We start from the raw sequence: 12,776 nt of genomic DNA on the forward strand, positions 1-12,776 counted from the left end.
CAAGCCCGCAACCATACCCAGCAAAAACCAGGCTCGTTACCACTAGCGTTTGCGCGGTTTCAAGTTTATTGGCGTGCAGAGCCCAGTAGCACAACAGCGCTAGGCTAATGAGACACAAGCCCCCTGCGAGCGCAAGAGCCCAACAAAAATAATGGCTGCGCTTCAAGCTGACTTGGCAAGCAAACATAAGCCCTCATAACAAAACACCACGCTAGTGCGTGGTGTTTCAACTGGCAATCAAGCGATTTGATCAAATACGGCGGAAAACCAAAGAACCGTTGGTACCACCAAAACCAAAGTTATTTTTTACTGCCGCCTCAATACGCAACTCGCGAGCAGTGTTAGCACAATAATCTAAATCGCATTCTGGATCTTGATTGACAATATTTATTGTCGGTGGCGAAACTTGATGATGCACCGCCAATACGGTGAATACTGATTCAAGCCCACCAGCCCCACCTAGCAAGTGCCCTGTCATCGATTTGGTAGAGTTGACAACCAATTTGCTAGCAGCCTCACCAAAGGCCAATTTAATGGCATTGGTTTCATTCACATCGCCTAGAGGAGTTGAAGTGCCATGGGCATTAACAAACTGAACTTGATCTGGGTTAAGACCCGCATTTTTAAGCGCGTTAGCCATGGCTCGGCGGGGGCCGTCGACATTAGGGGCCGTCATGTGATACGCGTCCGCACTCATACCAAAACCGGATAGCTCAGCATAAATCCTGGCACCGCGCGCTTTGGCATGCTCATATTCCTCTAGCACCATGACGCCAGCACCTTCACCAAGCACAAACCCATCACGATCTTTGTCCCAGGGCCGTGACGCCGTGGCGGGATCATCGTTACGCTGTGACAGCGCACGGCAAGCCGCAAAACCGCCAATCCCGAGAGGGGATATGGTTGATTCTGCCCCGCCCGTCAGCATGACATCGGCGTCACCATATTCGATTGTTCTCGCAGCAAGGCCGATTGCATGTAAACCCGTTGTACAAGCTGTTACCACCGCAAGATTGGGGCCTTTGAGACCATGCATGATACTTAGATGGCCCGAAATCATGTTGATAATCGAACCAGGCACAAAAAAGGGAGAAATCCGTCGTGGTCCACGTTGCGCGTACTCGGCGTGGGTGTCTTCAATCATCGGTAAACCGCCGATGCCCGAGCCTACGATCACTCCAGCACGCTCAGCGAGCGCATCCGAAATGACCAAGCCACTGTCTTGCCACGCTTGGACACCTGCCGCAATGCCGTAGTGAATAAAGGTATCCATATGCCGCGCCTCTTTAGCGGGCAAATAGTCCTCGACATTGAAACCCTTGACTTCACCCGCAAATCGGGTAGAAAAGCTGCTGGCATCAAATTTAGTGATAGGGGCAATGCCGGTGCGCCCGGCCAGTAAATTTTCCCAAGCCGAGGAAACCGTATTCCCCACAGGACTCACTAACCCTAAGCCAGTGACAACAACGCGACGACGACTCACGCTCAATCCTTACAGACAGAATCTATAAATTAACAGCTTACTTCTTTAAATTGGTATTGATGTAGTCAATCGCCAATTGGACAGTCGTAATTTTTTCTGCTTCTTCGTCAGGGATTTCGCATTCGAATTCGTCTTCCAATGCCATCACCAGCTCAACCGTATCCAAGGAGTCAGCGCCCAAATCATCCACAAAGGATGATTCATTCTTGATGTCCGCTTCGTTCACGCCGAGTTGTTCAGCCACAATTTTTTTAACGCGTTGTTCGATATTGTCCATAATTTCCTCCAAAACGAATTAAATGAGATTAAATAACTACGGCTCACTTTGTTGTAACAACAAACCCAAAATCTAGGTTTTCTCTATTGATCATGAAGAGAAAAATAAGCTCTTCTGATTACCGCACAATTGGCGCGCATTGTATCAGAGATGCAGCGTCAAACTGATGATTTTTTCCAGCCAATCCGTTACATATACATGCCGCCATTGACATGTAATACTTGCCCTGTGATATAGCTTGCCGCTGCGCCCGCCAGGAACACAACGGCCGCGGCAATCTCGTCAGGCTCCCCCATTCGACCTAGGGGGATTTGCTCTTTTAACTTGCTGGTTTGAGCTTCAGACAAGACATTGGTCATGTCGGTTGCAATGAAGCCAGGCGCAATGCAGTTAACGGTAATTTGCCGGCTTCCCAATTCACGCGCGAGCGCACGGGTCATCCCCTCCAACCCGGCCTTGGCTGCACAATAGTTGGCTTGACCAGGATTGCCGCTGCTCGCAACAACTGATGAAATATTAATGATCCGCCCTGTCCGCGCTTTCATCATCCCGCGCATCGCTGCCCGGCAGACTCGAAATACCGCCTTCAAGTTGGTATCCAACACCCGATCCCAATCCTCATCTTTGAGTCTTAGTGCCAGATTGTCATTGGTAATACCCGCATTATTCACCAACACGGCGAGCGCACCATGGTCTTGCTGAATTTTTTCAATCAAGGCCTCTGTCGCCACAGCATCCGTTACATCCAGAACAACGCCCTGTCCGCGCGAGCCTGCTGGTAGCGAGTCACTGGTCGACAAGTAATCGGTGATCGCTGCCGCCCCATTGGTCGAAGTCGCCGTACCAATCACCCAATATCCTGCTTTTGCCAGCTGTATCGCAATGGCCCGACCAATCCCACGACTGGCTCCCGTTACCAACGCAACGGGCAAGGCGGTTGAAGCTTGTGCTGGTAGATTTTGCATCCTGCTCTCCACGATTTGATATAGCGTCACTCAGCATTCACTGCTAACAGTGCTTGCTCTAAACTAGACTGATCTGTAATCGCCAGCGCAGTCAACGTCGGTTCAATACGTTTGGTCAGGCCGGTCAATACTTTTCCAGGGCCACATTCGATCACATGCGTAACGCCCTGCGCCGCAAAATAACGGATCGTTTCCACCCAACGTACTGGGCCGGCAGCTTGTCGCACTAATGCCTGGCGAATGAGCGCGGGATCAGTTTGAATCGCCACGTCAATGTTATTAACAACAGCGATGGTTGGCGAATGTAAAGAAACCTCTGCTAAATAAGCCTCAAGTCTTTTTGCGGCTGGCTGCATCAGCGATGAATGGAAAGGCGCAGAAACCGGTAAGGGTAAGGCCCGCTTTGCTCCCTGCGCTTTAGCCAGTTCACAAGCACGATCGACTGCGGCTTTGTGGCCCGCAATCACAACTTGTGCTGGCGCATTAAAATTCACTGCCTCTACACTTTCTGCTGCTAAGCTTGCCGCTTGGCAAACCCGTGTCACGGCCTCGTCATCAAGGCCCAAAATTGCAGCCATCCCTCCCATTCCAACCGGAACGGCTTCCTGCATGGCTTGGGCACGAAAACGAACTAGTCGCACGGCATCCTCAAGAGACAGCGCATTCGCGGCCGCCAACGCGGTATATTCACCCAGGCTGTGGCCAGCCATAATCGCAGGTGCTGCCCCATTTCTTGCACACCAAGCACGGTAAAACGCCAAACCTGCCGTCAGCATGACCGGCTGTGTATGTGTTGTCAGGTTAAGAGCTTCGGCTGGTCCTACCTGCATCAACGAAAGCAAATCTTGATCTAAGGCCGCAGAAGCTTGCTGGATGGTCTGAGCCACCACGGAATCAGTCGCCAAGTCAGCCAGCATGCCAACCGACTGCGACCCTTGACCGGGAAAAACAAAGGCAATTTTTTTCATAGCAATCTATAAAAGAATATCAATCAGTAAATGAGGAGTGTTGAAGCCCAGGTAAATCCGCCTCCCACACCCTGCAGCATCAAGGTTTGACCGCGCTGGATACGCCCATCGCGCACCGCTTTGTCCAACGCTAAGGGCACCGATGCGGCAGAGGTATTACCGTGTTCAGCGACAGTGAGTACGAGTTGCGATTCATCCAAACCCAGTTTTTTGGCGGTTGCCTGTAAAATTCGAATATTTGCTTGGTGCGGGATCAACCAGTCGATTTGTTTGGCTTCCATGCCTGCTATCTCCAAGCACTCTCGCGCAACCTTGTCTAATACGGTGACGGCCAATTTGAAAACAGCCTGCCCATCCATCTGTAGAAAAGGATGTCCTTCGATCTGACCTTTTGCCAAACGTCCTGCTGTGGTCAGCACCTTGGCTTGGCGGCCATCCGCACGTAAACGACACGCAAGCAAACCAGGCTCAGGACTAGCGCCTAATACAACCGCCCCAGCACCATCGCCAAATAGCACGCAGGTTGTACGATCTTGCCAATCCAACAAACGCGAAAAAACTTCAGCACCGATAACCAAAACATACCGTGCCTGTCCTGCACGAATAAAACTATTCGCGGCACTCAGGGCATAAACAAAGCCACTACATACAGCTTGCAAATCAAATGCGGCGGCATTCACCGCCCCCAATTCAGCCTGAATCAAGCAAGCCGTGCTCGGGAAGATCTGGTCTGGGGTTGAGGTGGCGACAATGATCAGATCGATCTCGCTAGCAGCAATACCAGCTGCGCTGAGAGCAGCCCGCGCAGCCTGGCTACCAAGGGCAGTGGTTGTTTCATCAGGATTAGCCAAATAACGTTGACGAATCCCGGTGCGTTCAACAATCCACTCATCAGAAGTAATCACCCCTTGGGTTGCGAGCTCATCGGCTAATTGTTGATTGGTAACGGCACGAGTAGGCAGCGCACTCCCCGTTCCTAAGATTTGGGCATACGACAAAGGCTGAGTCGAAGAGGAGGCAGACATAATTCCGTCAATCAAAACATCGGGTGGATCAGTCACACAAACTAGGCCGCATCGGCCTCTGCCGACAGCGGAACCATCGCTTGAGTAATTTTTTCTAGCAGGCCGTTTTGTACCGCATCATGTGCGCGAACCAAAGCACACTCAAACGCAAATGCATCGGCAGAACCATGACTTTTAATCACAACGCCCCGCAGGCCCAGCAAGCTAGCGCCATTATAACGACGATGATCAAGGCGCCGCTTCACTCGCCGCAAAATCGGATAAGCCAACACAGCACATAGCCGCGAAAACCAGGAACGCTGGAACTCGTCACGAATCGTCCCAGACATGAGCTGGGCCACGCCCTCAGAGGCTTTTAAGGCAATGTTGCCGACAAAACCGTCACAAACAACCACATCCACAGTCCCTTTGTAGATATCGTTACCTTCAACATTGCCATAAAAATTGAGATTACTCTGGCGCAGCAATTCCGCAGCCTGTTTGACCGTGTCATTGCCTTTAATGATTTCTTCGCCAATATTCAACAATCCAACCGCAGGATTCATCTTGCCCTGCAGCGCAGACACCAAGGCCGAACCCATACTGGCAAATTGCAAGAGATGTTCGGCAGTGCAATCGACATTCGCACCCAAATCCAGCACAGTTGACATGCCATGATGCATCGTTGGCATCGCAGTGGCGATCGCGGGGCGATCAATACCCGGCAGGGTTTTTAGAACAAAGCGCGCAATCGCCATCAGTGCGCCCGTGTTACCTGCGCTGACACAAGCCTGTGCCACACCCTCTTTGACCAAATTAATTGCGACTCGCATTGACGAATCTTTTTTGCCACGCAAAGCCTGTGCGGGGGGGTCATCCATGGTCACAACATCGTTTGCATGCACGACAGCAAAACGCGTCGGATCAAGATTGCGATAGCGGCTTAAACTTTGCTCTATCGCCACTTGTTGCCCCACCAAATGGACAAAGACATGGGAATGCGTGCGTAGCAAATTAACGGCAGCAGGAATCGTCACGGCCAAGCCGTGATCACCGCCCATGCAATCAATCGCAATGCTAATACGGTCTGCTGATGTCACGGATGAAACCACAGAGTCGTTAGTGAGAGAGCCAGCCACAGAGCGACGGGCTTGCGATGAAGACCAGAGACTGCCGAGCAGCCTTGCTCGGCATGCAGCTGGATTGATGTATTAATCGTCATAGACGACTGAGAACAAGCCAATTGGCCTGAACTCTCATTCAAGCAGATTAAGCCTCTGCTTTGGTTTTGAGGACTTTTTTGCCGCGATAAAAACCATTGGGGCTAATGTGGTGACGCAAATGTGCTTCGCCAGAGCCAGGCTCAACCGCGAGGGGAGGATTGGTCAGAAAATCGTGAGAACGGTGCATACCGCGCTTGGACGGGGATTTTTTGTTCTGTTGAACAGCCATTTTTTTCTCCTTCAACACTGGCGCGGGTTGATTGTCAGCGAAACCGACAGCCCATGCGTGCTGAACGCGTCAGTGAAACAATTAGGTAATAGCGGCACAAGCCACTGGGTTTGGTTGGGTTAATTGCATTGCATTGAAATAGCAAAACCCCACGATTATAGCTGATTCTCTTGTTCTCTGGAACTCCACCCTTATAAATTCGCCAATAAATCAGGCATTTTCAGCATCGGATTCAAGAAAATGTGCCTCAACCACAGCGGTTAATCCACGAGGAGTAACGGTAAATCGCTATTCACCTTGATCTGAGCCAGGATGTTGCTTGGCTTTTTTAGTAGTTAGTTTAGCTAAGCTGGCAAACGGGTTTGTCGGTGACGACTTAGGCGACGCGCCTTGCACTGATGACGGAGGATTCGCCGCCGCAGGCTGCTGACGGGCCAACGGCGAGGAGGCCCTATTAAGCTGCGCTATTTTATGGCTGGCCGCCTGTTTTTTATCCTGCTTGCCCGCTTTGTCCTGAGCTTGCGCCCGCTCACGCTGAGGCTGGTTACGATTGGCCTGAGCCAGTCGCTGTTGTAACGATACCAAGGCCGCAGGATCGCATTCGTCATGTAACTGGAGCATTGGCAAACTCAGCAGGATGGCTTCCTCCACATACTCATCCAAATCAAAATGCCGTGAACAGGGCAATACCTCTACTTCAGCCCCTAGAAACGGGTCCGTCGCCAAGCGTTCCGCGGCTGCCTCAAGGCTCTCATCACGGCTATCCATGGGTTCACAGACCAAATATGTATGGACGGTCGGAATGTTTACCTCAACCAAAACAGCCTCACAACAACGCTGACAAGGCATGTAAAAATGTCCGTCTAGTTGCAACGTTAGGGTTGGTAGCGCTTGTAGGACTGGATTGAGTCGGCCCTTATGTGCGCCAGTAGCACGCTGCTCAGGTAACGCCAGCCGCAAAGACCACCTCAACGTCCCCCAATCTGGTGTTGCCTTACGAGGGCTTGCCACAAGCTCCGCCGCCAACCGGGGCCAATGCAGTCCCACCCAATCCCTTAACGGGATGCCGTGCAAATGCTTATCCTGCAAGATTTCATCATGGCAATCATCCTGCGCAGCAAAATTGGCAGAATGCCCAACAACAGCCCGTCCGCGCTTGGCTCGTTTCGATTTAAGCTGGGCTAAGGAATGAAAGAGATCGATGGTTTGCACAAAATGAATCAATAAGCATGAAGCGCTGCACTGAACAAGCCTCACCGGATAGGAAATAAGAGGGTAATAACCACAAGCAGATACGATTATACTATTTCGCCTGATGTAGCCAGATCGGCTGCGGGCGTTAGCGAGCCCTGAATACTCGCAACAAGCAAGCCCCTGTTACCAGCCTGAATACCCCCACTCGCCTCATTGACCTCATGTTTGCCGCATTTTGTGCCTATGTTTGCTAACCCTTCTCGCACCACTGACCCAATGCCAACTGGCAGTCGCCCGCCCTTGATTTTAGGATCAAGCTCTCCTTATCGTCAGCAGCAACTGCGCACGCTGGGATTACCATTTAGCGTCGCCAAACCGGGGATTGACGAAACACCCCAGCCAAATGAAGCGCCAGCAGAAACGGCACTGCGCTTGGCTCGGGCAAAGGCAGAAAGCCTCGCCACAGCCCACCCAAACAGTTTGATTATTGGTTGCGATCAAGTCCTGGAATTCAAACAACAGCCCATGGGAAAGCCAGGAAACCATGCACAAGCCATGTTACAGCTGCAAACCTTACGTGGCCAGGAGTCTTGTTTTCACAGCGCGCTATGCCTGCTCGACACACGCACGCAACCGGCACAAGCGCGGAGCGTCAACAGCAAGACTTATGTCAAATTTCGTTGCTTAGATGACGCTAGTTTAGCGGCCTACTTGCATCTCGATCAGCCCTATGATTGTGCCGGTAGCGCTAAAATTGAATGCCGTGGGATTACCTTATTGGAATATTGTCGCGCAGACGATCCCAGTGCGCTCATTGGGTTACCGCTGATCAGCCTCTGCCAACTACTTATTGAGGCTGGCTATCCCTTGCACCCTCTGGCACTTCCCCAATCTCATCCCGCTTAAAAGCATTTTGCTTATGACAAACGCCTTATCTTCTTTCGGTAAACTGTTTTTAATCCCCAGTTGGCTGGGTAACACGACAGTGGATCAAACCCTACCAAACGCAACGCAAGCGCTTGTCGCCGCTTGTCAGTATTTTATTGTCGAGAATGCCAAGCCTGCTCGCGCCTTTCTCAAAACCTTACCGCTCAGCCAACCCCTGCAATCTTTACATATCCAAGAGCTACCACGTAGCTTGGCAGCAGATATTCATGGGCAACCGCTGGACTACCGCCAACATCGAGCGCTCTTGCGCGAATTACTCGCACCCGCCCAAGCGGGCCATAACATGGGTTTATTGGCCGATGCAGGCTGCCCGGGAATTGCCGATCCTGGTGCCCTGGTTGTCGCTTGCGCTCATGAACTTGGCATCTCAGTTCAGCCATTGATCGGCCCCAGTTCCATTTTGCTGGCGTTGATGGCTGCAGGACTCAATGGCCAACAATTTGCCTTTAATGGCTATGTGCCACAGCAGGAGCCAGACCGCCAACGACAGATCCAGCGACTTGAACAACGCGCCAAACAAGAAAATCAAACGCAGGTATTTATTGAAACACCCTACCGAAATGTGGCGCTATTCGATGGTTTTATCAAATATTGTCAGGGTGATAGCCGCTTGACGGTAGCAACGGACCTGAGCCTCGCCAGTGAATACATCCAAACGCATACAATCGACACTTGGCGCAAAAAAGGGGCGCCAGATATTCACAGACGCCCCACGGTATTTTGCTTGTTAGCTTAAGCTTTTCGATCAGACGAGCGGCTAACGCAGTCCGCCAGCAGCAGTCGGAAAGAGGGTTTTGGCTGCGCCTTGCCCAATTGCTGCCCCAAAGCGCTTTGCCAAACGCTCGGCGATATTTTCCTCTGTGGAAAAATCAACCACTTTGTCTTCTTTAATGACCTCACGTGCCACGGACTCAACCGAGCCAACGGCGTCGGCCAATCCTAATTCAATGGATTTGGCCCCGGTCCAAAATAAGCCTGAAAAAATATCAGGGTTATCTTTCAGTCGCTTACCTCGCCCCGCTTTCACGGCATTGATGAACTGTTGATGAATATCATTCAACATCGTCTGCACAAACTCTTTTTGCTGAGGGTTCACCGGGGAGAAAGGATCGAGTAACGCTTTATTCTCGCCTGCTGTTAGTAAGCGGCGTTCAATCCCTAGTTTTTCCATTGCGCCGGTAAACCCATAGCCATCCATGAGAACACCAATCGATCCGACAATCGAAGCAGGATTAACAAAAATCTTGTCTGCTGCTGCGGCAATAAAATACCCCCCCGATGCACACACTTCTTCAATAACCACATAAAGCGGTATCGCAGGATATTTAGCACGCAAACGTTTGATTTCAGCATTCACCAAATCGGACTGCACAGGCGAACCACCCGGACTATTACAGCGCAAAATGACGCCTTTGGTACCACTATCCGCAAAGGCGGATTGCAACGCTGCGTTCAAATTCTCGGCGCTGGCTTTACTGTCTGCCGCGATTTCACCTTGCAGGTTTACCAGTGCGGTATGGGTGCCCACTTTTGCGGCCTCATGCCTGAACCCCTCCCAACCCGCCAAGAGCGCAATAATGACCCCTGCGTATAGCAAACCAACCACTTTGAAGAAAATTGTCCAGCGACGTGCGCGCCGCTGCTCTTGAATACTGGCAAGGGCAAGTCGTTCCAAAACGCTTCGCTCCCAACCTGGTTGCTGAATATCCGGGCTTGCTTGTGACGCCGACTTGTTAAATATATTTTTCCACCACATTATGGCACCCTGAGTTGAGTCAATTTACCGCAAATTGTACGAGAGGACTAAACCAATAACTTGAACTTTTCATTCGGTCGCCAGTATATTTTGCCGGCCTGCTCGATAACGTCAATTTTATGCAACTGTTTACCACGGCAAGGGCCAGCTATGCAGTGGCCGGTGTCAGGCTCATAGCAAGCACCGTGAGTAGCGCAGATCAAATAGAGTCCAGCAGCATCGAAAAACTGGCCGGGCTGCCAATCCAGTTCAATTGGCACATGGGCACACTGGTTCAGATAACCATAGACCTTGCCTGCATACCGTACGATAAATGCGGTGCCAGGTCCCCATATGCTCTGCACTGGAAACCGCCAGCCGTGGCCAGCCTCGAGGACATCCTCGGCAGCCGCTATCTCGACCCAGCTGGCATCTAACAAGGGCGTTTCAGATTGAGCCATATCGGGCATCTCACTCCCCGCAGAGCCATTGCCTTAATGCAGCCATTGAATTAAGCAACGCCACAGACGGGCACGTTGCCAACACATCAGCAGGATGAGCACCATAAGTCACCCCAATAGCAGCAGCACCGGCATTTTGTGCCATTTGTAAATCGTGTGTGGTATCTCCGATCATCAGTGTCCGCGCTGGCGACATACCCAGCTCATCACACAACTCTAATAACATGGCGGGATGCGGTTTGGAAAAGGTTTCATCGGCACAGCGCGTCGCATCGAATAAGGGACGGGTGCCACTCGCGTCTAACGCTCGATTGAGGCCAACACGCGATTTCCCGGTCGCCACCGCCAGCGCCAAGCCCATTTCTTTCAAATAAACTAAAAGCTCGCGAGCCCCAGAAAACAAGGTTAGCGCTTGATCTTGGCTCAAGTAATGGTGACGATAGCGCGCCACCATTGCTCCCACTTGATCGGGTTGGATAGTGGGCACAGCCCGTTGCAAGGCATCTTGCAGGCCTAGACCAATCACATGGCTGGCTTGCGCCTCATCAGGCACAGGCAACCCCAGATCAGCGCATGCCGCTTGAATACAACGGGTAATCGTGGCCGTGGAGTCCATCAAGGTGCCATCCCAATCAAACACAATCAGGTCATAGCGCTGCTGGACAGGCAGCGAACCGAGCGAAGACATCAGGCAGACTCCTTAGTCAGATGCTGCAGAAACGTATCACAAGTAGGCGCTAACGGCGCTTGCAAGATGAGCGGCTCGCCTGAAATGGGATGAGGCAGACTCAGCTGGACCGCATGCAAGAACATTCTTTTAAGGGAGGGCATGGCATCTGCCCGTTGCAGTACTTTGTTGAGAGAATAGTCCCCATACTTATCGTCGCCCACAATCGGAAAACCTAAATGTTGCAAATGCACCCGTATTTGGTGCGTACGGCCTGTTAATAGCTGGGCTTCGAGCAAGCTACACGGGCCCACCTGGGAATGCTGGTAACGTGCTTGCAGCGTAAAGATTGTGTGGCTTGGCAAGCCATCCGCTTGCACCCTTACGCGCCGCTCCCCATCCGGCAAGGTGTATTTATGCAGGGGCTGCTTAACGGCTTGACGTGGGTTCGTCCAGCGCCCTTTTACCAGGGCGATATAGCGCTTATCCATTTGCCCCTCACGAATCTGTCGATGCAGCGCCACCAGCGCCGCACGCTTTTTCGCCACCAGTAATACGCCAGAGGTTTCACGGTCTAAACGGTGCACCAACTCCAAAAACTTTGCCTCTGGCCGTGCCGCGCGGAGTTGCTCAATCACCCCAAAACTGACACCGCTACCGCCATGAACAGCCACGCCAGCTGGCTTGTTAATCACAAGCAGCGCCTCATCCTCATACAAAACAGGAAAGTCTGCGGCGGGGGCACTCTCTTTACCCCCCTGATTGACTTGTGCGACGCGCATCGGGGGAATGCGTAAGAGATCGCCATGAGCGAGTTTGTAATCGACACTGATACGGCCCTTATTAACCCGCACCTCACCATTACGAACGATCCGATAGAGATGGCTTTTGGGGACGCCTTTGCATATTTTGCATAAAAAATTATCAATACGTTGGCCCGCGATTGAATCATCAACAAGAACAAAATTAACCTGATCGGCACGCAGCAACGCGCTGTTTGTGATCAGTTCCCGCTGCGTTTTGCCCTCGGGTGTCGCCATACGTTTCGCTGAGGAAGGGACAATAGAACGGCTAGATGGCATGGCAGTGAATGGGGCGATTCGATTAAAAAGATAAAAAAGCCTAAATTAGGGGCAGCAGGCCTCGCTTGATGCAGGATAACTCGCTATAATCGAATGTCATTTGATTGTACGTTCACAAAAAGTGGTGAATGGCAGTCGAAAGACAAACACTATTGCATCATGCTCGTTGTCGGCACAGCGACAGGTGCCCAAAAGGCCAGCAGACGAATTGTACATGAGCCGCCCCCCAAACGGGTTGTAAGGCCCGCGCTTAGGGGCAAATAGTGTGAATGGCCATGAATGATGTTGCAGTGGCAAAGATTCATCATGGCTGACGAAGGTCATCAACAATGCCAGTCCAAAAAGCAGGGTTGGATTGTTGCAATGGTCCTCGTCGAAATAGAGTTACCTCGGAAATGTTCAAGATGAGTGGTTTTCTTCGATTGTCGAGAACCTATTGCAAACAGATTGTCGACAAATGGTCGGCTAGCAATCGGTAACGCTTATCTTGAGGCTGACCAACGCAAGTAAAGAGAATTTATAAGCCTGTTGCACTTTAAT

The 12,776-nt window shown here is 51.5% G+C and carries 14 protein-coding genes; 2 read left to right on the plus strand and 12 right to left on the minus strand.

Going from position 1 to position 12,776, the window contains the following annotated elements:
• Window positions 1-250 precede the first annotated feature (250 nt).
• From fabF to DU000_RS05290, 8 genes are all read right to left on the minus strand, one after another.
• On the minus strand, window positions 251-1,483 hold the full coding sequence (gene fabF, locus DU000_RS05255) for a beta-ketoacyl-ACP synthase II (protein ID WP_114402319.1): 1,233 nt from the start codon (window positions 1,481-1,483) through the stop codon (window positions 251-253).
• Window positions 1,484-1,520: 37 nt separating this feature from the next.
• Window positions 1,521-1,760 (minus strand): acyl carrier protein, encoded by a 240-nt coding sequence (gene acpP, locus DU000_RS05260; RefSeq protein ID WP_114402320.1) that lies wholly within the window; start codon window positions 1,758-1,760, stop codon window positions 1,521-1,523.
• Between the two features lie 188 nt (window positions 1,761-1,948).
• Window positions 1,949-2,725: a 3-oxoacyl-ACP reductase FabG gene (fabG, locus tag DU000_RS05265; protein ID WP_114402321.1), complete on the minus strand. Its 777-nt coding sequence runs from the start codon at window positions 2,723-2,725 to the stop codon at window positions 1,949-1,951.
• 26 nt (window positions 2,726-2,751) lie between these two features.
• Window positions 2,752-3,693: an ACP S-malonyltransferase gene (gene fabD, locus DU000_RS05270; RefSeq protein WP_114402322.1), complete on the minus strand. Its 942-nt coding sequence runs from the start codon at window positions 3,691-3,693 to the stop codon at window positions 2,752-2,754.
• Window positions 3,694-3,716: 23 nt separating this feature from the next.
• The gene (locus DU000_RS05275; protein ID WP_114402323.1) at window positions 3,717-4,718 is read right to left on the minus strand and encodes a beta-ketoacyl-ACP synthase III; all 1,002 of its coding nucleotides are present in this window, start codon (window positions 4,716-4,718) and stop codon (window positions 3,717-3,719) included.
• A gap of 41 nt (window positions 4,719-4,759) precedes the next feature.
• Entirely contained in the window at window positions 4,760-5,797 is a 1,038-nt protein-coding gene (gene plsX / locus DU000_RS05280; protein WP_338049455.1) for a phosphate acyltransferase PlsX, read from the minus strand.
• Between the two features lie 169 nt (window positions 5,798-5,966).
• Window positions 5,967-6,149, minus strand: a complete 183-nt coding sequence (gene rpmF, locus DU000_RS05285) for a 50S ribosomal protein L32 (RefSeq protein ID WP_114402325.1) — start codon at window positions 6,147-6,149, stop codon at window positions 5,967-5,969.
• Between the two features lie 288 nt (window positions 6,150-6,437).
• Window positions 6,438-7,361, minus strand: a complete 924-nt coding sequence (locus DU000_RS05290; protein ID WP_147266964.1) for a YceD family protein — start codon at window positions 7,359-7,361, stop codon at window positions 6,438-6,440.
• 258 nt (window positions 7,362-7,619) lie between these two features.
• Here DU000_RS05290 and DU000_RS05295 point away from each other — a divergent pair, with 258 nt between their 5' ends.
• Window positions 7,620-8,249 carry a Maf family nucleotide pyrophosphatase gene (locus tag DU000_RS05295; RefSeq protein WP_114402773.1) on the plus strand — a complete coding sequence of 210 codons (630 nt, stop codon included), beginning with the start codon at window positions 7,620-7,622 and terminating at the stop codon, window positions 8,247-8,249.
• Between the two features lie 13 nt (window positions 8,250-8,262).
• A complete protein-coding gene (locus DU000_RS05300) occupies window positions 8,263-9,027 on the plus strand; it encodes an SAM-dependent methyltransferase (protein ID WP_114402327.1) in 765 nt (254 codons plus the stop codon).
• Window positions 9,028-9,048: 21 nt separating this feature from the next.
• Here the strand turns inward: DU000_RS05300 and DU000_RS05305 are convergent, their stop codons facing one another.
• Genes DU000_RS05305 through DU000_RS05320 form a run of 4 tightly spaced genes read right to left on the minus strand, consistent with a single transcriptional unit; the run spans window position 9,049 to window position 12,194 of the window.
• On the minus strand, window positions 9,049-10,047 hold the full coding sequence (locus DU000_RS05305; RefSeq protein WP_114402328.1) for a S49 family peptidase: 999 nt from the start codon (window positions 10,045-10,047) through the stop codon (window positions 9,049-9,051).
• A 47-nt stretch (window positions 10,048-10,094) separates the two neighbouring features.
• Window positions 10,095-10,496: a Rieske (2Fe-2S) protein gene (locus tag DU000_RS05310; RefSeq protein ID WP_420812108.1), complete on the minus strand. Its 402-nt coding sequence runs from the start codon at window positions 10,494-10,496 to the stop codon at window positions 10,095-10,097.
• Between the two features lies 1 nt (window position 10,497).
• Window positions 10,498-11,175 (minus strand): HAD-IA family hydrolase, encoded by a 678-nt coding sequence (locus DU000_RS05315; RefSeq protein WP_420812109.1) that lies wholly within the window; start codon window positions 11,173-11,175, stop codon window positions 10,498-10,500.
• Window positions 11,175-12,194 (minus strand): RluA family pseudouridine synthase, encoded by a 1,020-nt coding sequence (locus DU000_RS05320; protein ID WP_114402329.1) that lies wholly within the window; start codon window positions 12,192-12,194, stop codon window positions 11,175-11,177. The genes DU000_RS05315 and DU000_RS05320 overlap by 1 nt, the downstream gene beginning before the upstream one ends.
• Between the last annotated feature and the right edge of the window lie 582 nt (window positions 12,195-12,776).

This window comes from Parvibium lacunae (genome assembly GCF_003335215.1).
GTDB lineage: Bacteria > Pseudomonadota > Gammaproteobacteria > Burkholderiales > Burkholderiaceae_D > Parvibium > Parvibium lacunae.